Here is a 22,384-nt window from a genome sequence, read left to right on the forward strand (position 1 = left end):
AAGGGAGTCGGATGGGGATCAGGGGTCGTCACGCAGCGCTTGTCGAATCGTTTCGATACGTGCCGTCGAAGCGCTTCGACGGAGGAAGGTAGGGGGAGGTGGTGGGCGCGTCAATGGGGTGGGCGTGAATCGGTGGGGATTCGTCTCGCCGGGGGAGGGCGTCGGGGGAGCGGCGAGCAGTCCGGCCAAGTGTCGTGGGCGGACGAATGCCTAGGTCAAAGGGGGAGTGAGGGGAAGTTCGGGGCGGAGGACGGCCGGACCGCGGCCGCTGAGCCGATCGTGACGCTGTCTGGCGACGGTGCGTGGCGGTCGTGCATTGGAGCGGTTCGACGGCGCCCGCGTTACGGCGGACGCGCGGCGCGTTCGCGGCGCCGGTCAGTGATCCGTGACAGACCGCGATCGAAGGCTCCCCGCGGCAGGGACTCCGGCCCTTGCCGGTTCATGGCGCCGCCAGGGGCGGCCGGTGCGCCTTGTCGGCGTGAAGGCGGCGGGGCGGTTCATGGCGCGCTCCGGCGGCGCGGGTGCCCTCAACTGCCGTGCTATGCGGTGCTACTTGGGGGATGATGGAGTCACAGTTGTGGGAGGACGGGGGCGGCGGCGTGGCGCGTGTCGTGGTGGTGCACGGAGTGGGGCAGGAGTACGTCGGACGGCGGTCCCTGCGAGCCCCTATTGCCGCCGCGCTTGCTGATGGCGTCGAGATTGCCGCTGCTGCGGGAAATGTCACCGGCCGCTCCCTTGCACCGGACGACATCGACGTCGCGTTCTACGGAGATGTCTTCCGCGCGCCCGGCAGCAAGGGGGAGCCACCGGCGCCGCGTTCCGTCACCGACCTGACCGATCCCTATGAGCAGGCGCTGCTCGAGGTCATGGCGGGCGCCGCCGAGCGGGATGCGGGCCGTTCCTCCTCCGCCGTGACCAAAGCTCCCACCCCGCGCAGCCTCCAGCGCGCGATGAACATCCTGCTGCGTTCCCCCTTCCTGCCCGGGCCAGTGGCCGAGCGGTTCTTGCTGGGGTTGCTGCGCCAGGTCCGCCGCTATTTCACCGACGACACGGTGCGGGCCCGTGCAACTGCGGCCGTCGGTGCCCGGATCGGCTCCGACACCACTGTGCTCGTCGGCCACTCGCTGGGCTCCGTCGTCGCATACGAGAGCCTGTGCGCTCATCCCGACTGGCCCGTGCGCACATTGGTGACCCTCGGCTCCCCGCTTGGCATGCCCACTCTCGTTTTCGACCGCCTGCGCCCGGCCCCCGTCGCCGGGCGCGGGCAATGGCCGGTCGGTCTGGAGCGCTGGTCCAACCTCGCGGACCGGCACGATGTGGTCGCGTCGGTGAAGGAGCTGAGCGGATTGTTCGGGCCCCATCGGCCCAATCCTGTGCCGACCGGCGTGAAACCCGGCGCCGCACTCCGCGACATCGCCGTGGACAACGGCTGGAAGGTGCACGATGTGCTGCGCCACCTGACCGCCCGCGAGACCGGCGCGGCGATCGGCGAGGGGCTTGTGGCGTCCTGATGAGCGAGGCGACGCCCCGACGCCATGTGCTGGCCTTCGGCGTTGCGCGCTATACGCATGACGAGCTGCCCGCACTGCCCGGCGTCGGCAAGGATCTGCCGGCCGTCCTCGACACCCTCGCCGCACTCGGATACGAACCGGTGCCCGCCTTCCCCAACGGCAGCCTGGATCCACGGACTCCTGACGATGTACTGCGGCCCCTGCTGCGCTGGCTCACCGACGGCTTCGAGGACCACGACACCCTCCTCGTCTACTACAGCGGTCACGGTCGAGAAGAGGGCGGCGCCCACTACCTCATGTGCGCTGACTCCGACCCGGGCTCCGCCGAGGTCCGGCTCAGTGCGCTCCCCGCCCACCACCTCGTGGAACTGCCCACCCTGAAGGGTGTCCGCCGGCTCCTGCTCGTTTTGGACGCCTGCTATGCCGGCCAAGGCGCGGTGGATGCCGTCAAACATGCCGTACAGGCCAAGCTCGCCCTCGCCCATGCGCCGGGCGCCGATCATCGATTCCTGAAGTCCTTCGGAGTACTCAGCGCTGCTCGAATCACCGACGAGGCAGAGGACGGCGCCTTCAGCGCCGCGCTCGCCCACGTCCTCACTGATGAGGCGCGCTTGGGCCACCGCGCCAGTCACATCAGCCTGCCCGAACTCGCCGGCATGCTGAACGCGGAGTTCCGGCGGCGCGGCGTCGACCAGAGGGCCGACTGGGCCCAACTGTGCGACGACACTGTGGACGGCGATCCGACCTCCGGGTTCTTCCCGAACCCGCACTACGTACCGGAACTGCGCACGGACGGACGCGATTTCGACGTCGCGGAACAGCGCCACTTCGTCCGCCGCCTTGGCCGCGCCGCCCCTTTCGAACTCGCCGAACAACGCCGTCGGCAGGCGGATCTCGCCGAGCACTTCGCTCCGCGGGGCACCGGACGACAGACGGTCAGGGACATCGGCCACTACTTCACCGGCCGCATCCGCGCCCTGCGACGGCTCGCCGGCTGGCTGAGTGGCGAGAGTGACCGTGAGGTCCGCGTCTTCGTCGTGACCGGCCCGCCCGGCGTCGGCAAGTCCGCAGTCCTCGGCCGGCTGGTCGCCTTGTCCGACCCTGGTGTACGCGACAGCATCCCGGCCGACACCGTGGTGCCCGGTACCGAACCGCGGCCAGGGGTCATCACCGTCGCCGTGCACGCCCGCGCTCTGTCACTGTCCCAGGTCATCGCCGCCCTCGCCGCCGCTGTGGAAGCGACCGAGCCGACCGAGTCCGGACTGCGGGACCGCCTTACCCGCCTGGACTCCGTCGCCACCGTCGTCGTCGACGCGCTCGACGAGTCGGGTGTCGCGCACGACGAGGAGCGGCGCATCGCCCGCTTCCTTGCCCATCTGGCCGCCAAGTCGCCCAAACTCCGCCTGATCGTCGGCACTCGGCCCCACATCGTCGGCGCCATCACCGGTGCCGAACTTCCCGTCCACGTCATGAACCTCGCCGACCCGGCATGGACGGACGTCGATGACCTCGTCGCCTACTCCGAGCGGCTGCTGCGTGCCCCTCACGGCCCCGGCAGCGACACGAACCTCCCCGACGTCTTCATCGTCCACGCCGCCGCCGAGATCGCACACGCCGCCCATCCCCTCTATCTGGTGGCGCGACTCATCGCCCGCGCAACGGCCACCGCCGCGCCCCCTCGCGCCGCCCAGCCCGTGGCGTTGCCTCCACCCGACACCGCAGGCGGTCCTGCGGCTGCAATCGGCCGGGCCTTCCGCTGGGCTCTCGCCCAGCAATTCCCGCCCCGCGAGGTGGCCCGTGTGAGGGACTTGCTGCTGCCGCTGGCGTACGCCGAGGGCCAGGGCATGCCGCTGCCTCACTGGGCCGTACTCGCGACACCCTTTCAGCACCGGATCGGCCAAACCACCGAGCGGCTGCTCGAGCTGCTACGCAGCGACGCCGTCGGCCCGTACCTGGTCGAAAGCCTCGACGAGGACGGGCGCTGCGTCTACCGGCTCTATCACCAGGCGCTCGCCGACGACCTCCGCCGAGACGCGCCCCAGGATGCTGAGGACCGCTGGTACCGGCGGCTGCTGGGCGCCGTCCCGCGCGACGGTGACGGCACGCGGCTGTGGCCCGAGGCGGACCCGTACATCCTGCGCCGTCTGCCCGCCAAGGCGGCCGCAGCCGGACGCCTCGAAGAGCTGGTCAATGATGCCGGATTCCTGGTCCACGCCCACCCCTCGGGATTGGCCCCGCTGCTGCACGGGCTGCGTTCCGACAAGGCACGCTTGGCCGCGGCCGTCTACCGTGACCATCTCGACCTGCACAGATCACTGGGTCCGGAGGAGCGCCGCCACATCCTCGCCTGTGATGCCGCCCGGCACCGGCACACCGTTCTGCTGGACCGGCTGAACGCGCGGTGCCGGCCCGGCCGCTTGAGGCCGGTCTGGGCGGCAGCGGGCAGTTCCCAGGCAGCTCTGTCCGTACAGCCCTTGGCTGACGGATCCGGCAGGCCCATCACCGCGGTCGGCCGTATGGCGCTCGCCGGACGGGATGTCGCCGTCGCCACCGACGGCGAGGAGCTCCGCGCCTGGTACCTGGCGACGGGCCGACCGCTCGACCTGCCCGTCCTTGGCCCCCCGGAGCCCCTCACAGCACTGACCGCCGCGACACTCGACAGCCGTGCCCTGCTGGTGACCGGCACCGCGGCGGGTGCTGTGTACGTCAACGACCTTACGACCGGCGGCACGAACGGTGCAGGCCGTTCGTCGGGCGACGGCGAAAGGGCGGCGATAACCAGCCTCGTCACCCTCGATCTTCGGGGCCGCCGGGTCGTGGTGAGCGCTTCCGAAGACGGCGTCCTGCAAGCCTGGGACCTCGCCACCGCGACACCACTCGCGCATCGGCTGCTTCTGCCGGACGGCTGCCCCGGGAATCTGGCGACGGTAACCGTCGACGCGAACCCCACGGCAGCCACCGCTGCCTCCCGACTGGGCCGAAAGGTGATCGTCGCCGGTGACCACAAGGGCATCCTGCATGTCTGGGATCCGGCACAGGAAATGAGCGTGGCCTCTGCCGCCGACCCGGGCCGTCCGCCGCTGGACGCGGTCGGCTGCATCCTCGTACACGGCCTGCCCGTTGCCGTCACCGCCGACCGGCAGGCGGTGCGCATCTGGTCACTGCGCCGCCTGGCCCCGCCACGGGACGTGGGCGCCCTGGTGCTGCCCTCGCCCGCGACCGCCGTTTCCTGCACGCAGTTGGGTGGCCGCCCCACCGCCATCCTGGCCTGCAAAGATGCCTCGCTGCACGTGCTCGACCTGGAAACCCGCCGACTGGTCGCCTCCTCAGTGCCTCGGCGACCGATCGGCGGCGGGGCACCGAGCAGCCCAGCGGCGACGGGACCGTTCACCGCTTTGCACACCGACGCCCCCGGCCGGGGCGCCACCACCGCCCTCGTGGGCGCGGCCGACGGCTCTCTCCACCTCTGTGACCTGACCCCGCCGCCCGGCGCCTCCAACGAGGGCCACACCCAGGCCATCACCGCCGTCACCTCCCTGAGGCATGGTGAGCGGCCGGTGGTGGTAACGACGGGCCGTGACACCACGATACGTAGCTGGCGGGCGGACACCGGGGCTCCCGCCCTGCGCCACATCAGCGACGGCCTCTCCACGTTCACGGGCATCGCGTCCGCCACCGTCAACGAGCGCGCGTTCGTGCTGACGCGGGCCGTCAACCGGCCGGCGGAGGTGTGGGACCTGGCAAGCGGTAACACGATGGAGCGGCGTGTGCCCCGCTGGGCTACGGCTGCCGCCGTGGGCCACCACGAGACCCGTCCCGTCGCGGTCACGGCGGATCACACCCACTGCCTATGGGTGTGGGACATGGTCACCGGCACCGTACTGCGCGACCTGCCCGGGCACACCGCCCGGGTGACAGCACTGGCTTGCGCGCCGCAGGACGGCCCGCTCGCCGTCGTCTCCGCCCAGTCGGACGGAACCGTACGGCTGTGGCGCCCGTTCAGCGCTGCCGACGACGGCCGGGAACTTCGCAGCCCGTCGGCGGTGAGGGCGCTGGCCTGCGTCCGCTCCCACGGCCGCCCCCTGGCCGTCATCGCGGGCGACGACGGTACTGTACGGATCTGGGACGGCGCAGTTGGTCACGGCACCGTCGTCGCGGAACATCCGACTGCGGTGACCACCCTCGCGGCGCGCATGCTGGGCGGGCGCCTGTTTGTGGCAACGGGCGACGACACGGGCCGGGTGACCGTCTCGGAGACGGACTGTGACCGTTGGCCGCCCGGTGTCGCCGATCGCCCCGTCGACACGTTCACCTTGCCCGGCCCGGTGGAGATCAACGCGTTGGACTACGCCCCCGACGGACGACTGGTGGTGTGCGCGCACAAGGACGTCTACGCGTTCGATACCGGCGAGGACACGAGCGAGGAGTGGTGACGCTGTGCTTGGCGAGGTCGCCAACCAGGCCTGCGTGCCCGAGACTGTCAGCGCCCTACGGTCTGTGACGTCGTGCTCTGCGCGCGCCACCATGGGGAGCACCAACGATTGATCAGGTGACTGTTGGCTCAATCGCTCGCCGGTCAGGCAGATGAGGCGACTTGCTCGGTGCGCAGACGCGCTCCGACCGCCCGGAGGAGATCCTGCTCACGCAGGGGTATGACGCCGTCCGCCCGGGGGCCCACGTTGAGCAGCAGATTGCTGCCGGCAGCCCAGGCCCGTCGTACGGTCGACTCCAGCTCATCCACCGTCTTGTACGCGTCGTCGTCGGGGACGTAGCCCCAGGTTCCATTCATGGTCAGGCACGTTTCCTTGGGCCCGTCGAGCACGGTTGCAGTGTTGAACCCAGCGGTGTTCTCGCCAGGCAGATCGTTCTCGAAGCCTTGGACATCCTCCCCAGGCGGCAGTGGGACAGCCTTGCGGTTGTTGAGGACCACGGCATCGGGCTGGAGCCGGTGGACCATGTCATACAGTTCGGGATAGCCGTACTGGCCCCCGGGAGCAAACCAGTCCCGGTGGTCCGTGTGCCAAGACGATCCGGGCCAGTCACCGTCGAACCAGACCTGGGCGAGTTCGCCGTACTGAGTGCACACCTCCTCGACCTGGCCGTGGAGGAACACCAGATAGTCCTCCCACGCCATCCTCGACTCAGTGCGGAAGCGGAACGCTGGATGGTGCCAGTCGATCAGTGACACGTAGACGCCCAGCTTCAGTCCTCGCTCTGCACAGGCCTGAGCCAGTTCGGCCAGCGCATCACGGCCGAACGGTGTCCTGGTGACCTTGTAGTCGGACAGAGCCGTGTCGTAGAGGGAGAAGCCGTCATGGTGCCGCGTCGTGACCGTGATGTAGCGCTGCCCCGCCTCCTCGGCCAGGTCTATCCAGGACTTCGCATCGAAGCCTGGCGCTGTGAAGTCATCAGCGAGGCGGGAGTACTCCTCCCGGGAGGTGCGGGCCTCGAACATGTTCCACTCGCCCAGTCCGTGCAGTGCGTACAGTCCCCAGTGGACGAACATGCCGAACCGTGCTTCGCGGTACCACTTGAGGCCACCTGCAGAGGCCTGGAGTGCTGCCATGTGATCCTCCTCGGTCCTGGGCCAATTCCGTTGGTGATCTGCCCGTAGTCCGCGCCGTTGACCCGTCGCGCTGTTGCCGTAACTGGATCGAGCGCCGACCTGGAGAAGATCAAAATCTGCAACCGGACGGACTGCCGCGCGGACAGGACGAAGGACTACTACGTCCTGGTTCCCGACCAGTCCTTCTCCGGAACGCTCGCGGATCAGCTCGGCAGGGCGGGAGTCTGGAGCCACCACGAGACCACCAGGCCGTCAGCCCCACTACCACCGAGACCAATGCCGGGGACCGTTACGTGCGCGTCCGGCTCGCCGGCGAGACCGACCGGCCCATCACCGCGGACGGCCTGGACGTGGCCCGGTCCACGCCCGGCGTGATGGCGGTCCACGTCACCGGGCAGGCCGGACGCCCTACGTCCGTGCAGCTTTTGGAGGGCGCCACCGCCAGGTACGCGCGCATCCAACTCGCCCCCTCGACCGCCCCGTTGTCGCTCGCCGAGGTCCAGGTACGCGGACGGCCGGCAAGCTGACGAAGGAGTGATGACCCAGGCGCCGCGTCCTCATCACTCGTCGGCGATGAGGACGCGGCGCGCGGTGACAGCGGCCGAACGGACCGAGTCCTCGCTCGCTCTGCAAGGCCCCGAAGAGGAGTTCGACGCGCGCTCGGTCAGCCGAGTTCCCTGGCGTGTACGGGGCGTGCAAGGATCGGCAGATGGCGCTTCCAGGTGAGTTCTTCCTTGCCGGAGACGACGAGTCCGCGGTGCGGGTGGACCCGCGCAAGAGTCACAATTTTCCTGCCGTGCCGTGTGATGGCATCTATCCAGATGACGCGGTACTGAGGTGGGAGACCCTGTTGACGGGCGCGGAGAGCCCGCTCCGAGACGTGGTGCCCATGGCCAATGACGGCTTCACTGTCTTCGCTGTTCCGGAGCCGCTGCGCACGGCTCTGGCCGACGCGGGGAGGGATCGACTCCAAGGCGCAGCTGTTGCGTGGGCTGAGAGCGCCTCAACGCCGGACGAAGCGATTCCGCCCCATGGCGCGCCGAGCCTCCTTGAGCGTCTGTCAGCGCTGGCCAGCAGTCATGCGGAGAGAGGCCTGACCTGTACTGCTGGTACTTCGCGCCCTGACGCGAACACGCACGGCACCGCTGTCTCCTTGTGTTTGTGAGGATGCTGTGGGTGACAGGAGATAGGGCTTCCGGCTTCCGGAGCCCCTCCCTACCCTCCGGTGCTCATGACAGCAGAACACGCGCAGCAGTCTCAGAGGCACAACGGACCCAGCCGCAGACGCTTCCTGACGGCGGCCGGGGGAGCGGTGGCCGGAGTCGTCGGCGGGGAAGCGGTCGGCGCCTCGGGGGTGGCCGGCAGCGCGGCCGCGGCCTCCTCCGGCAAGCGCGTCGCCGTCCTCGGCGGCGGGGTCTCCGGCCTCAGCGCCGCTCAGGAACTCGCCGAACGCGGCTACGAGGTCACGGTCTGCGAGTACTACGACGCCCTCGGCGGCAAGGCCCGTTCAATGGACGTCCCCGGGACCGGAACGGGCGGCCGCAAGCCGCTTCCCGGCGAGCACGGCTTCCGCTTCTTTCCCGGCTTTTACCGGAATCTGCCGGACACCATGCGCCGCATTCCCTTCCCCGGCAACGCGAACGGCGTCCACGGCAACCTCCGCAGTGGTACGGAGGCGTTGTTCGCGCGCGGCTCGGGCCGCCCGGACCTGCACTTCCCACTCCGCCGGGTCACCACCCCGCCCGCTCCCGGCGACCTCACCCCGTCCTGGATCCGCGACCAGATCCTGTCGGTGCTGGACCTCGCCACTCGCCTGCCCGCCAACGAGGCCGCCTACTTCGCCGACCGCCTGCTGGTCCACCTCACCAGTTGCGACGCCCGCCGCGAGAACCAGTGGGAGAAGGTCGCATGGTGGGACTTCATCCGGGCCGGCGGGATGAGCCGCGAGTACCAGGTGCTCCTCGGCATCGGCCAGACCCGCAATCTCGTCGCCACCCGCGCCGAGATCGCCTCCACCCGCACCGTCGGCCGCGTCATCATCGAGGCCCTCCTCCTGTGGGGCCTGCTCGGCCGCGGCATGGACGGCGACGCGGACGTCGACCGGGTGCTGAACGCCCCGACCAGCGAGGCGTGGATCGACCCCTGGGAGGCGCATCTGCGCTCCCTGGGCGTCGAATTCGCGCTCGACACCGAGGTCAAGGAGGTGGTGTACGACGGCGGTCGGGTGACCGGCGTACGGGTGGCGTCGCGCGACGGCAGCCGGCAGCGGATCATCACCGCCGACCACTACGTCTCCGCCCTCCCGGTCGAGCACGCACGTGTGACCTGGGGCCCGGCCCTGCGCGCCGCCGACCCGCAACTCGGGCGGTGCGACGCGCTGAGGACGGACTGGATGACCGGCGTGATGTTCTACCTGCGCACACCCACCCCTGTCGTGCGCGGCCACATCAACTGCCTCGACTCACCGTGGGCGGTCACCGGAATCGGCCAGACGCAGTTCTGGGATGTACGGGAGTTTTCGCGCGACTACGGAGACGGTCAGGCCCACGAGTGCCTGTCCGTGATCATCTCCGAGTGGGACAAGCCCGGCATCCTGTACGGCAAGACGGCCCGTGAGTGCACCAAGGACGAGATCGTCGCCGAACTGTGGGCCCAGATGAAGGACGGGCTGAACGACTCAGGCAAGACGACGCTCAGGGACGAGGACCGGCTCGGCTGGTTCATGGATCCGGCGGTGACGGGCCTCGGCGGCCCCGATCCGCAGAACCGCGAACAACTCCTCATCCACCCCACCGGCACGCTCTATCACCGCCCATCGGCGAGGACAGCGGTGCCGAACTTCTTCCTCGCGGGCGACTACGTTCGTACGGATGTGGACCTGGCGACCATGGAGGGCGCCAACGAGTCCGCGCGACGCGCCGTCAACGCACTCCTGGACGCGGACAATTCGCACGCCGAGCGGTGTCATGTCTGGGAGTTGTTCCGGCCGCCGGAGTTGGAGCCCCTGAAGCGGGTCGACGAGGTGCGCTATCGGCTGGGGCTGCCCAACACCTTCGACCTGGGGTAGCACCCGGCACCGAGTTGCGATCAGCGGGCCGAGCTGGGGGTGGTCGCGGTCTGGGGCGGTACCGTCTGCCTCATCAGCCACCAGACCTTCGACGAGGCCATCGCCTTCGACCCACCGGCTCGACCCCAGTCGCCGCGGCGGCTTGACCCGATAACCGCATCGGGTGCTTGAACCGCCGTCCGCGTCGGTCACGCGGGCCCGGCACTCGCACGAGCGCGTCCAGCGGTCCCTGCGAGGGAGCCGGGGCGGAGGTGGGCATGAGCCGGCGCGGTGCCACCAAAGTGAACGGCGTGGGGCATGAGGAAGAGACGAGCGCGGCACGCTTGCGGAATCTTGAAGCTTGGACACCTCCATGATCCACATGTGCCGTGCTCGTTCCAGTTTCCCTTCCCAGTCCGCCGTGATCAAAACGAGCGAAGCGGACTCCCTCCGGGGCCTGCGCCGAGTTGAGTCAACGGGTCACGGCTTACTGCCCGTTGTTCGGCACCGCGTCCATGACGGTCAGCGTCATGCTGTTGTTCTTGTAGGACACCCGGAACAGGTAACCGCCCACGTTCAGGGCCCGGTTCTCCGGCAGCGCGTGGAAGGCGCCCTTGAGCGAGCTACCGCTCATGATCGTGAACACGGTGCCGCGGGTCAGCTTGCCCCGCACGTCCAGGTCCAGCTCACCGTCCAGCACCAGGTTCCCCGCCGCCCGGACGCTCGTGTAGTCCCGGTCGCCGGAGATCGTGACGGCGACGCGACCCTGCTTGCCGATGGTCGTGTTCCCGCCGACGTTCAGGACATTGCCTGCGGCTCCGGAAACGCCGGTGATCTGCGAGGCCTCGTCGGCCGTGAGACCGGGCCGCAGCACGCCGCGGCCGACGTCGATGCTGCCACCCACGGTGCCGCTGCCGCCGAGCGTCCCGCCGCGCACGTCGACAGCGCTCGCGTGCGAGCCGACGACCGAGAGTTTGCCGTCGAGGACGGTGCTCGTCCCGTGCCAGGTCTCGCTGCCGGTGAGGAACAGGGTGCCGGCGCCATGCTTTGTGAGGCTGCCCTCGTAGGCGCGGGTCTTGCGGGCCTGCTCACGGCGGACCCCGATGGCGTAGTCCGACTTGTCGGCGTCGCTCGCGCCGGCCGGCAGGCCCTGGGTCCAGCCCTTGGCGGCCTTGGTCGCCGCCCAGGCGGTCGCCTCGGCGGCGTCCTCCTGCTGGCGGGCCCGGATCGCAACGTCCGAGATGTCGTTCGACCACACGTCGTCGCGCCCCTGCGTGTCGACGACGAACGGCCCCAGGAACTGGCCCGGGCCGTTCATGGCCTCCCGCAGGCTGACCGTGCCCCAGCCGTTGCGGCTGTCCGGCACCTGCACGATCTGGCCCCCGGTGGGGTTCAGCACGGCGTTGCCCGCCGTGTCACTGATCGTGTTGTTCTGCCGGCCGGTGGTGAACATCGTGTAGAGCGCCTGCTCGTTGGTCATGTACGGGAAGCGCTGCATGATCAACGACAGTGCGGCCGCCGAGTGCGGGCCGGCCATCGACGTCCCCGACGCACTGCCGTAACGGGGCTCGGGCACGCCGTTGACGACCGACACGGTCGTGCTGTTGATGCTGTTGGCCGGCGCCGTGACGCAGGACCACTTCGCGACGCCGCACTGGTTGAACGTCTGCTGGCCGGGGACCAGGACGGAGCCGTCAGGGTTGAACGTGCGCCCCTGGGTGGGGTTGATCCCCGACGTCGTGTACCAGCTGCCCTCCAGCTCGGGCATGAAGTACGGCGCGGCGCCTCGCGGCGACGGGTTCACGTAGCCGCTGTTGCCGGCGGTGAACTGGATGACCGTGCCGGTACGCGCGGCCTCGATGGCACCGTTCAGCCAGTGGGCGGCGCTGCCGTTCGCGTCGACGACGCCGTCCGGAGTGGACCAGAGGCGCCATGCCGTGTTCAGACCGAAGCCTGCCGGGCTGCCGGGCGGCGTGTCATACGTGTTGTAGTTTTCCGTGTTGGGCTGGCTGCCCCAACTGCTGGTGATGATCCTGACGGGCTCGCTGTTCGCCGTCTTGGCGGAGTTCACGGCCCGGTAGACATTGCCGATGTAGGTGTCGTCCGGCGTCTGCGCGGCGGTCGCGTTCGCCGGCAGGAGACCGTAGAGCACGCCGTCCGTCTTGCCGGTGTTGCCCATGTAGACGTTGCTGTTGAACGCGACGCCGTGCATGTTGGCATCCGGCCCGGCCGGCTGCGTCTCGCCGACGCCGTCGCGGCTCGCACCGATGGTCCCGCTGACGTGGGTGCCGTGGCTGTCGTTGAACGCCGGGTTGTAGAACCCCGGCGTGGGGCCCGTCTGGCCGCCCTGGGCCTCAACTGAGAAGTAGCGGTCCCCGACCGCGTAGTTCGTGTCCAGGCTTCCGTGCTCTCGGACGTGCCCGGCGAAGACGCCCGAGTCGACGACGCCGATGTTCATCCCGGTGCCGGAGTAGCCGGCGGCGTAGGCGAATTCGGCTCCCATCGACACCAGGCCGGCGTCCCGGTTGAACTCAGGGGTACGCCAGCTCGCCGCGTCGCTGAGCCGGCCGGGATCTCCCTCGTAGGTCTTGATCGGCGGTGGCACGGGCACCTGCCCCATCGCCGGCTGCGCGGCGACGCCAAGCACCACTATGGGTATCAGCGCTGCGATCAGCGCCGGCTTCACGCGTTTTGTGTTCGGCACTCCGACCCCTTCCAAGATCGATCGCGCCGGATGCTATTCCTCCTTCCGGAGCGCATCAAGGCGTTGGTGGACACATCATCTGTCGGTCGAGATCCACGAGTTGGAGGCGGGCGCCGAGGGCGCCGGGCATGGGTGGGTAGTGGATAGTGCTGTCGTGCCGGCCTCGGGAGTCCCGGTGGACAACTTCTTCTGAGTCGACCGCGAGCGTCATGAGGACTTGCTTCCTGGTGGCGTGTGAGCGTGGTGAGTCGGTGGGCGAGGTTGAGTAGGAGGCCGGCGGCCAGAGGCGGCCTTGGGTGCGGGCCGGGGGTGGCATCCGCGGTCGGTGTCTCCGGATCACGCCGTGGCGCGAACTTGCCGCAAAAACAGGCCGATTGAATGTTTGGCGGCGGAAGTCTGATCGTGTGACGAATCCTTGACAGCAGATATTGCACCACTTGAGTATCGGTGTGCCTTCGCTGACCGGTGAGGGCTCAGGATTTCAGCGACACAAGGGGGTTTCGTATGTCCGCGATCGTTTCCACGCTCAAGCACACGAAGTACGTCATGGGTTCCCTGGCTGCGGTGCTGTTCACGAACTGCCCCAGCTGACGCGGGAACGGGGTGGGCGGCCACGGCCGCCCACCCCGGCATGGTGAGGGCCGGGACGGGCGGGGGAGGACCATGTTCGACGCGGGGATACGGCAGTTCCGGATGGCGCTGGCCATGGTGCTCGGCCGTCCGATCAATGTTCGCTCGGCCGAAAGGCTCGTCGATGACGCGCTGGCGACACTTGTCGAATTCGGCTCCCCCGGCGAGGACGTCGAACAGTTGCTGCGCGGCGCCGCCGCGGACCCGCAGATGCGTACCGACCTCACGAACAAGGCCCTGCGCCGTACCGCGAAACGCCTCGAGGCCAAGTCGCCTTTCTACGCGGACCACTTCGCGGCAGCAAGAGTCGACCCGGCCGCGCTGACCGTCGAGAACATCACCGCCGTGCCCGTCACCACCAAGGCCGACCTGGTCGAGCGGGCCCGCGACTTCCTGTGCAGCGAGCCCTTCCTCGCTTCCCGGACCACCGGGACGACAGGCCGGCCCACCGAGGTCTGGTACTCCCGCTACGAGGAACGCCTGTGGCCCGCGCTCGTCGCCCTCTCCCAGGTGCTGCGCGGCACCGTCCGCACCACCGACGTGGTCCAGTTCAACATCAGCTCCCGGGCGACCGGCACGGCGTACGCGGAGATGCAGGTCGCCCGCCTGGCAGGGGCGGCGATCCGCATGGTGGGCCTGGTCCCACCGGCCGAGACGCTGGACCTCATGGCGGGAACCGGAACATCGGCGCCGACCCTGATGGTCACCTACCCGAGCTATCTGGGACAGCTGACCCGCCTGGCCCGCGAACGGGGACTCGGCCCCGCGGACTTCAGGCTGCGCCGCATCAATGTCGGCAGCGAGGTGCTCTCGTCCGCCCTCGCGGAGGCCGCCGAAAAGACCTTCGGCGCCCCCGTCAGTGACGGCTACGGCATGACCGAGGTGACACCGGTGGCCGGCGCCATCTGCCGACAGCGGCACCTTCACATCGACGCCGGCATCGGCCTCGTGGAGGTGTGCGACCTCGACACCGGTGCACCGGCCGCGCCCGGCGCGCTCGGCACGATCGTCGCCACTCCCTTCTTCCCGTACCGGGAGTGCATGCCGCTCTTCCGCTACGACACCCGAGACCTGGTGCGGCAGTTGCCGGACGCGCCGCGCACCTGCGAGATGGCGAACGTGCCGGCGACCTCGTACATCCTCGGAAAGGCGGACCATGTGCTGCGCACCCAGGACGGTCCGGTGACCCCGCGCGAGATCATCGAGGTCCTCGACGCACTGCCCGGCGCATGCTGGCCCGTGCGCCACCGCGCCGACGTGGTGGACGGGCGGCTGCATGTGGAGGTGGCCGCCTCATCCGTTCCGGAGACGAGCGACATCGCGCCTCATTTCGCCAAGGCCGGCCTCGACGCCACCGTCGAGGTCGTCCCGGGAGAAGGACGTGAGTTGCGGCGCTACCGCTGCGATCTGGTCGAGAACAGCTTCGCCTCCGCCGGGCGGGGAGCATGACCGCCGCACAGAGCGCGTTCTTCGTCCTCGTGACCCTCGCCGTCGCCCTGGGTGTCTCGCTCGCCTCGGTCGCCTACTTCCGGCGGGTCACCCTGCCCCGGCCGGCCGTCGGTGTGTTCAACGGCAACGACATTGTCATCATGATGGGCTTCGTCGTCGTACTGCCCTTCCTGTATCTCTCCCTCCCGGGCTGGCTGCTGCCTCCCCTGCTGGGACTGACCCTGGCCGGCGGTCTCGCGGTCGGCTACGGGCCGGCCGTCCGGCGGGGACCCGTGCGCTGGTCACTCATCGCCGGTCTGCTGGTCGCCGACTGGCTCACCGCGCGCGGCGCCGAAGACGATCCCACCCACGCCACCCCGTACTGGTTGGTCAACAGCGCGGTCATCATGCTGATGGCGGTTGGCGCCGCCAACCTCAACGCGCAGGGCGGCCTGAAGCTGCGGCACGTCTCCCGGTTCGCGCTGGCGCTCGCCGTGTACGACCTGTTCTTCGCCACCGTCGTCCCCCTCACCCAGAAGCTGTTCGACGCGGTGCAGGGCTACGCCTTCGCACCGTCGGCGGGGCTGCGCGTCGGCGAGTTCGGCGCCGTCGTGGGCATGGGCGACCTCCTGGTGTACGCCCTCTTCACCACCGTGGCCTACAAGGCGTACGGACGAGCGGGACTGACCTGGGCTCTTGGGCTGGTCGCCGTGTTCGGCGCGCTCGTCCCGACACTGACACCCGTCACGGTCGAGGCGCTCACCGGACACCTTCCGCAGATCGTGCCCGCGCAGATCTTCTTCGGCCCGGCCGCGTTCTGCGGGTACCTCGTGCTGCGGCGGCGCGGCCCGGAGCGGCGCATGGCCGACGTCCGGCCGCCGGCGCGGTTCGTGACAGTCCACGGACAGCAGGGGCCCATGAGCCCGGCCACCGCCGACGAGCCCTGGGAGCGTTCCCCACGAGAACGCTCCCAGGTCGGTAGGTGACCAGGCCAGGTGGGCTTGCGGTGTCGGGATCAGTGGTGGAGCAACTGGCCGGATGCTCAGCAAAGCCCAGGTCGGTGCAGTTGAGGGAATTGGCGGGCGGGGGGCGCTGTGGTGGGTAGGGATGCGGTGGCGGTGGTGGTGTTCACGGCCGGTCTGCTGGGTCTGCTCGGCTGTTCGTTCGAGGGCGGCCGGGCTGCGGAGCCGCCGACAGCCGCATCGACCGGTGGCGTGACTACTTCCGCCGCCTCGCCGTTACCCAACTCAACCACTGGCTTCGCGTCCCCCTCGGCTCCCGGCAGCCCGAGCCCGGTCCCCGTCACCGGGCCCGATCAGAAGCTGGTGTCCATGACCGTCACCGGCGGCTTCGCGGGCGTCCACCAGTTGGTCATCCTCCGGGGCGATGGCACCGTCTACGCCAGCGAGAAGGGCCAGCCGGCCGTCCGCCGCACCAGCGTGGCCCAGTTCACGGAGTTGCGTACGCTGCTCGGAGATCCGGCTCTGGCCGACGTTCCCGACTTCACCATGAACATGGGGGCGGCCGACATGCTCCAGTACACGCTGCAGTTCAACGGCCGTACAGTCACGACGGACCGCTCCGGCGACGAGCCCGCGCTCGACCGGCTCATCGATGCCCTCAGCGCCTGGCTGTCGAAGAAGTGACCACGAACCCCGCCAGCCGTCACGGACGACGAGGCCGAGCCGCCGGCGTTCATCGACTTCCCTGCCGAGCGCTGGATCCATCTGCGCAGCTCAGGCCAGGCCAGTGGAGGACTGCACCACCACATACACCTGTACGCACAGAAGACGGACTTGCTTTGCGGATGGCGCTGGTTCTGGGACGGGCGCTCGAGCAGATGGCGCAGGACGACGGCCACCCGCTTGCGCGGGCACCGCCGGCACCTGGCGGACGACGACCTGGCAGCGGGTGCTGTCGAAGGCGGATCACGGCCGTGCGGCCGGGGAAGACGCCGACCACGGCGGTGAGGCAGGCGGGCAGGTCGTCCTCAGCACCGCCGGGTGCCGGCCTTCCGTTCCTCGGGCAGGTACTCGCGGGCGGCGTCGACCTTGTAGAGGTCAGCGTGCCGCACGTCGACGCCGGGCCGGTCTCTGTCGCACAGGTGCGGGCGAACGTCGACGACATCCGGATCGTCGGCAGCCTGCCGTCCTCGGTCAAAGGCGCGGTGCTGGGCAGGGTGCGCGGCGACATCCTGCTGGACTTCAAGGACCTGAACCGCGAAGTCGGCGCATCGCGGGTCCACTTGAGCCCCGGCCCGGGGAAGAACACGGTGCTGGCCCGCGGCGACCTGCCGGTGGGCGACCGGCAGGCCCAGGTCCGTGGGTGGGGGCAGCTGCGGCGGATCGGTGACCGCGGCCTCGCCATGAGCGTGCGGGACCTGCGCGTGGTGGTGCCCAGGCGCGGACCTCGCTCCGTCCCGATGGCGGACGTAGCCTTGTCTGTACCGGGGAGCACCACGGTTACTGGCCCTGGCAGAGGGCTTCCGCGCCGCGGGACTGGCCGGACTGGATGAGCACCAGGTCCGCCGCTACCCCTGCTGGGCCCGCTGGGTCACCCTCGCGATGCCGGCCCAAGCCTTCCTCGCCGTCGTCCGGGCCGACGAACACGAGCCCTCAGGCCGACTGCCCCGGACCGCTGACGATCGAACGGCCCTGACGACGTGTCGGATACCCAGTGCTCAAGCTCGGTCATCGCGCGGAAGTGGAGGCGAACCCGCACTTCGGTGATCTGCTGGAGGGAACAGACCCTTGCTGCGTCCATGAGGACAGCGAAGACGTTCTCCCCCTCGTGGGGCCGCGCTTGAGAGGCACTGTCGCGGGCCTGTCCGCGGAAGACCTCGTAGAGGCGCTCAAGTCCGCGCGCCGGTCGTCGCCGAGGTGAGCGCCTTGCAGGTGGTCAGGGGCAGCAGGCCTCCTTGTCCTGCGGATGCAGCATTGCTGCCTGCGAGCCGTCGGCCGCCGTGACGCATGGGGGCGGGTGCCGGCAGACCGCCGGCACCCGCCCCACACGCATACGCGATTACGGCCGGGCCCGGCCTTCCGCGGCAAGCGTGGTCTCGTAGGCCAGTCCGTCGCCGTGCCGGTGCAGAGGGGCCTTGGTACTGAAGGGGACGTCCTCGGGATGGGCGTTCACAGCGGCCATCGAGATCGGAAGATCGAACGGGAGGCGTCCTTGGGGGGTGGAGTCCCCGAAGACGATCTCGGCCAGGACATCGTCCTCGGCGCCGAAGTCGGCGACGACGGCGGTTGCCGGGAGTTCGACCTCACGAAGGATCGCGGGGCGCTCCAGGTAGACGAGGAGCACGGTGGGCACCTCGGCGGCGATCGCCTGCACGTGGGCGATCTGGTCGGGGGTGAAGTCGAGGTCGCCGCCGTGGAAGAAGGCGGTCATGCCGTTGGGGTCCTCGCGCCAGGGCGCGTGCAGCCGCAGTACCGCGACGTCCGCCTGCGCAGGACTGGGGACGACCTCGGCACGCCCGTGCAAGGCCTCCGGGGCGATCCCCTCGGTGTAGACCTTGGTGCCTTCGGCGAGCGGCAGCAGGTTGCCGGTGTTCTTCAGCAGCACCGTTGAGTCCGCTTGTGCCTTTCGGCCCGTGGAGCGGAAGGGTGCGCTGCCCGCGACCGTGCGGGTGCGCTCCGGGTCGACGTAGCGGTGTTCGAACAGGCCGAGGCGGAACTTCTCCTGCAGGAGGCGGCGCACGGAGGAGTCGAGGCGCGCGACCGGGACCCGGCCGGACTCCACGAGTTCCACGACGAGCTCCGGGCACTGGTCGCCGCCGAACTGGTCGACCCCCGCGCCGAGGGCCGTGGCGATCCGCTCCAGGGGCGGGAGGTGTTCCAGGCCGTAGCTGTTCGGGCCGAAGGGGATCCCGTGCAGGGTCGTGCCCTGGATGACGTACCAGTCCGTGATGACGATGCCGTCGAAGCCGAGCTTGTCGCGCAGGATGCCCTGGACCACCGGCTTGTTGAAGGCGAAGGCCAGTTCGGGCCAGTCGGTGCCGACCGGCTTGCCGTAGTAGGTCATGATCTGGGTGGCGCCGGCGGCGATGGCCTGCTCGAAGGGCTTGATGTGCAGGGCGCGGCCGTCGCCGGGATAGACCTGTTCGGGGTAGCGCAGATCGTGTGCGTCGTTGCCCTTCAGCTGGGGGCCGCCGCCGGGGAAGTGCTTGACCACCGCCGAGACGCTGTCGGGTCCCAGTTCGGGGCCGCCGCGCAATCCGGTGAGGAATGCGGCGGTGAGCCGGGCGACCGTTGCGGGGTCCTCTCCGAACGTGCCGAAGCCGCGGGACCAGCGCGGCTCGCTGAAGATGTCCGCCATGGGGCCGAGTGCCACTCTGAAGCCCATGGCGAGGTATTCACGACGGACGATGTCGGCGTACTCGGCGACTCGGCGCTCGGCGTCGGGCAGCGCGGCCATGCCTGGGTGCTCGGGCCAACGCGAGAGGGCGTCGATCGTCTGTCCGGTGGTCGGGCTGGAGAAGAAGCCGTGGCGGGGGTCGGTGGAGAGGGTGATGGGGATGCCCAGCCGGGTCGACTCCGCGAGCTCCTGGACCAGGTTGTGGAACCCGGCGATGGCGTACGGGTCCTCGCCGTTCATCAGGTGGAGGTGCGTGATGTGGCGGTCTGCGACCACGTCCTGCTGGGTCGGCGCGGCGTAGTCCTCGTTCGGCTCGGCCAGCAGCGTCCCGTCGTCGTTCATGACCGTGGCCGGGTGGAACAGTTGTCCGGCCTTCTCCTCCAGCGTCATCCTGCCCAGCAGGTCTTCGGTGCGTTCCTCGGCACTGAGCGCGGGGTCGAAGTAGCGCGGGCGCACGGTGGTGCTCATGTACGGGGTCCTTTGGCGAGTTGGATCCCGGCCGGGCAACTGTCAGGTGTTGCCCGGCCGGGAGCGCGAGGGGGCGCCGGGGTCAGCGGGTAGCGCGGATCTTCAGCAGGAAGGGCAGCGACAGCAGGCCGACTGCGCCGCCGAGGATGAACAGCAGCGGGTAATTGTCGCCGTGGCCGCCGATCCGCAGCACGAACGGGGCGAGGAAGGGAACGAGTGAGAACGGCAGGGTGACCGCGATGTTGGTGACGCCGAGGTCGCGGGCGATGGTGCTCTTGTCGTTCATGGTCGCGGTGGCGAAGGCGAAGTACATCCCCATCAAGATGCCGTAGCTCAGTCCCTCGACGGTGGAGCCGATCAGGAAGACGTTGATGGAGTGGGAGATGACGATGATGACCACCGACACCGCGCCGATCACAGCCGAGGCGGCGAAGACGGGCTTGCGGCGGTTGAGGCGGTCTGTGAGCCAGCCGCCCAGGGGCGCTCCGACCAGGGATGCGAGGCCGTTGAGCAGGGACCAGATCACCAGGATGTGCGGCAGTCTGCCCGCCGGGATCCCGAGCTGGTTCTGCATGTAGTAGACGTGGTAGGTGCTCAGGCCCACGGTGCTGATGCTCATCAGGAAGAGCGCCACCAGGAACCACGCGAAGTCGGGGGACTTGCGCGGGTTGATGGCGAAGCTGCCGAGCAGGTCTTTCAGGCCGAAGGGCTGGGGCTGTTCTGCTCGGGTGTCGTCCTCTTTCATCACGGGCAGCAGCAGGGCACAGGTCACCAGTGCCAGCGCCACGGGCAGCCCGATCTGCGGCAGGATCTGGGTGGGGAACAGGTCGATGAAGTAGGTGCCGACCATGACCGAGGCCGTCACGGTGGCGCCGGAGATCGAGCCGAGCAGGCCGTGCTGTCGCTCCGGGAAGCGGTCCGCGACGATCGCCAGCATGCCCGCCACTGCGGCGTTGACGAAGCACTGCATGATCATCCAGCCGGCCACCAGCAAGGTGAGGGAGCTGGTGAAGGCGATGAGTGCTGCTCCGGCGGTGGTACCGAGTAGGCCCACGACGATCCAGGGGCGTCGCCGCCCCCAGCGGCTGCGGGTGCGGTCGCTGAGGCGGCCGAAGACCGGGTTGGCGACGACCGCGACCAGCGCGCCGACGCCCGCGATGATCGAGTAGGACGTGGTCTGGTTCTCCGGGTCGAGGACGGAGACGCGCAGGGCCACGGTCACTGTAGCGGGCAGGTTGATCGCCATCCACACGCCGAAGATCGCCAGTGTGTAGAGCACGACGAAAAGCGGGCCGGCGGGGGTGCGGTCGTCGTCGGATCGTCTTGCGGTCTCGGCAGCACCCGGCGCTGCGGGGCCGGCAGGGGCCGTGGGGGTCATGCAGGGGCTCCTCGTTGAGCTGGGCGCCGATATCCAGGATCGCGCATACCTTCCGGAATCGATTCCGGAATCGATTCCGGAATGCTAGGCTTCAGACCGGTCGAGGTCAAGGGCTATGAATCGGGCAGGCAGGACGCGATGGTGCGACGGGTGACACTGGCCGACGTGGCCCGCGAGGCAGGGGTCGGCCGGGCCACCGCGTCGCGCGCCCTCTCCTCGGACGACCATCGCGACGTGAGCTCCGAGACCCGCGAACACGTACGCGAGGTCGCGGCCCGCCTGGGATACCGGGCGTCTGCCACGGCGCGCGCCTTGCGCACCGGCCGGAGCCGCGCTCTCAGCGTGATCCTCCCGGACTCCTCATGGAGTTGGTACGAGGCAGGCGTGCGCAGCGTGTCCCGCGCCGCCGGTGAGCGCGGCTACCGCGTGCTGCTGCACGTCGTCCCGCTGGACCTGGCGTCCACCGCGCAAGGCAACGGCAACTCGCCGACTGCGACCGCGATCGCGGACCTGGCCGATCTCCCGTCCGAAGGACTCATCCTGTTCGGCCCCGCCCTGCACTCCTCCGTGCAGGAGCAGGCGGCACGTCTGGGCCTGCCGGTCGTCGCCGTGGACGATGTCGCTCCCGACAATCCGGTGCCCACGGTGTCCTGCGACAACCGGGACGGCGCGCGCGCCGCCGTCGGCCATCTTCTCGCGCTCGGCCGGCGCCGCATCGCCCACCTGACCATCTCTCCGGACGTGGGCTTCGCGCGGGACCGGCATCAGGGCTATCTCGACGCCCTCGCGGAGGCGGGCATCCGTGCCGACAGCCGGCTCGTGATCACCCATGAAGCGATGACACCACCTGCGCGGATCCCGGAGCTGGAGGAATTCCTCGCCGAGGGGCCGGAGTGTGACGCGCTGTTCACCGTGGGCGACTTCATGGCGGCTCCGGCCCTGCGCACACTCCGGTCCGCCGGACGCCGCGTCCCGGACGACGTGGCAGTCGTGAGCTTCGACGACGACACCTCGGCCCCGCTGCTCGATCCCCCACTGACCACAGTGCGCCAGCCGTACGACGCCATGGGTGAGACAGCAGTGGATCTGCTGCTTCGCCAGATCCAGGGTGAACACATCCCAGCGGAACGCTGGTACCTGCCCGGAACACTCATCCTCAGGAAATCCGCCGGCTGACCGCAGCGCAGACCTTGGTGACCATGCTCGACGGCCGAACGAGGGCTTCTGCCGGGACGGCCTCCGCATCGACTTCGACCGCCGGCAAGTGACCTACCCCCAGGCCAGGTCAGAGGCA

At 69.5% G+C, this 22,384-nt stretch carries 13 protein-coding genes and 1 pseudogene; 10 read left to right on the forward strand and 4 right to left on the reverse strand.

Going from position 1 to position 22,384, the window contains the following annotated elements; genetic code table 11:
- The first annotated feature begins 599 nt into the window (after window positions 1-599).
- Both ACWC91_RS33650 and ACWC91_RS33655 read left to right on the forward strand, forming a co-directional pair.
- On the forward strand, window positions 600-1,511 hold the full coding sequence (locus ACWC91_RS33650) for an alpha/beta hydrolase (RefSeq protein WP_225080172.1): 912 nt from the start codon (window positions 600-602) through the stop codon (window positions 1,509-1,511).
- Window positions 1,511-5,944, forward strand: a complete 4,434-nt coding sequence (locus ACWC91_RS33655; protein WP_450642359.1) for a caspase family protein — start codon at window positions 1,511-1,513, stop codon at window positions 5,942-5,944. Before ACWC91_RS33650 ends, ACWC91_RS33655 begins: the two co-directional genes overlap by 1 nt.
- Window positions 5,945-6,087: 143 nt before the next feature.
- Here ACWC91_RS33655 and ACWC91_RS33660 read toward each other — a convergent pair whose 3' ends face one another.
- Window positions 6,088-7,077 (reverse strand): alpha-L-fucosidase, encoded by a 990-nt coding sequence (locus ACWC91_RS33660; protein WP_450642360.1) that lies wholly within the window; start codon window positions 7,075-7,077, stop codon window positions 6,088-6,090.
- A gap of 293 nt (window positions 7,078-7,370) precedes the next feature.
- Here ACWC91_RS33660 and ACWC91_RS33665 point away from each other — a divergent pair, with 293 nt between their 5' ends.
- Together ACWC91_RS33665 and ACWC91_RS33670 are read left to right on the forward strand one after the other, a co-directional pair.
- Window positions 7,371-7,604 (forward strand): hypothetical protein, encoded by a 234-nt coding sequence (locus tag ACWC91_RS33665; RefSeq protein ID WP_450642362.1) that lies wholly within the window; start codon window positions 7,371-7,373, stop codon window positions 7,602-7,604.
- A 704-nt stretch (window positions 7,605-8,308) separates the two neighbouring features.
- Window positions 8,309-10,144, forward strand: a complete 1,836-nt coding sequence (locus tag ACWC91_RS33670; RefSeq protein ID WP_450642364.1) for a hydroxysqualene dehydroxylase — start codon at window positions 8,309-8,311, stop codon at window positions 10,142-10,144.
- Between the two features lie 466 nt (window positions 10,145-10,610).
- Here the strand turns inward: ACWC91_RS33670 and ACWC91_RS33675 are convergent, their stop codons facing one another.
- Window positions 10,611-12,827 (reverse strand): S8 family serine peptidase, encoded by a 2,217-nt coding sequence (locus ACWC91_RS33675; RefSeq protein WP_450726160.1) that lies wholly within the window; start codon window positions 12,825-12,827, stop codon window positions 10,611-10,613.
- Window positions 12,828-13,490: 663 nt separating this feature from the next.
- On the opposite strand from ACWC91_RS33675, the gene ACWC91_RS33680 reads away from it, so the two are divergent.
- The 5 genes and pseudogenes from ACWC91_RS33680 to ACWC91_RS33700 form a co-directional block, all read left to right on the forward strand.
- Window positions 13,491-14,906 (forward strand): phenylacetate--CoA ligase family protein, encoded by a 1,416-nt coding sequence (locus tag ACWC91_RS33680; RefSeq protein WP_450642367.1) that lies wholly within the window; start codon window positions 13,491-13,493, stop codon window positions 14,904-14,906.
- Window positions 14,903-15,871, forward strand: a complete 969-nt coding sequence (locus ACWC91_RS33685) for a hypothetical protein (protein ID WP_450642369.1) — start codon at window positions 14,903-14,905, stop codon at window positions 15,869-15,871. Before ACWC91_RS33680 ends, ACWC91_RS33685 begins: the two co-directional genes overlap by 4 nt.
- Window positions 15,872-16,216: 345 nt before the next feature.
- On the forward strand, window positions 16,217-16,531 hold the full coding sequence (locus ACWC91_RS33690; RefSeq protein ID WP_225080164.1) for a hypothetical protein: 315 nt from the start codon (window positions 16,217-16,219) through the stop codon (window positions 16,529-16,531).
- 194 nt (window positions 16,532-16,725) lie between these two features.
- Window positions 16,726-17,400 (forward strand): LmeA family phospholipid-binding protein, encoded by a 675-nt coding sequence (locus ACWC91_RS33695; protein WP_450642371.1) that lies wholly within the window; start codon window positions 16,726-16,728, stop codon window positions 17,398-17,400.
- Window positions 17,381-17,530 (forward strand): annotated as a pseudogene (locus tag ACWC91_RS33700) (IS701 family transposase); the annotation flags it as partial. The gene ACWC91_RS33695 and the pseudogene ACWC91_RS33700, both read left to right, overlap by 20 nt.
- Window positions 17,531-17,906: 376 nt before the next feature.
- Here ACWC91_RS33700 and ACWC91_RS33705 read toward each other — a convergent pair.
- Both ACWC91_RS33705 and ACWC91_RS33710 read right to left on the reverse strand, forming a co-directional pair.
- Window positions 17,907-19,712, reverse strand: a complete 1,806-nt coding sequence (locus tag ACWC91_RS33705; RefSeq protein WP_450641144.1) for a glycoside hydrolase family 3 protein — start codon at window positions 19,710-19,712, stop codon at window positions 17,907-17,909.
- Between the two features lie 82 nt (window positions 19,713-19,794).
- Window positions 19,795-21,090 carry an MFS transporter gene (locus ACWC91_RS33710; RefSeq protein WP_225080162.1) on the reverse strand — a complete coding sequence of 432 codons (1,296 nt, stop codon included), beginning with the start codon at window positions 21,088-21,090 and terminating at the stop codon, window positions 19,795-19,797.
- Between the two features lie 81 nt (window positions 21,091-21,171).
- Here ACWC91_RS33710 and ACWC91_RS33715 point away from each other — a divergent pair, with 81 nt between their 5' ends.
- Window positions 21,172-22,266 (forward strand): LacI family DNA-binding transcriptional regulator, encoded by a 1,095-nt coding sequence (locus tag ACWC91_RS33715; protein WP_225080161.1) that lies wholly within the window; start codon window positions 21,172-21,174, stop codon window positions 22,264-22,266.
- Window positions 22,267-22,384 lie beyond the last annotated feature (118 nt).

The sequence above is a fragment of the Streptomyces sp. NPDC001204 genome (genome assembly GCF_053598035.1).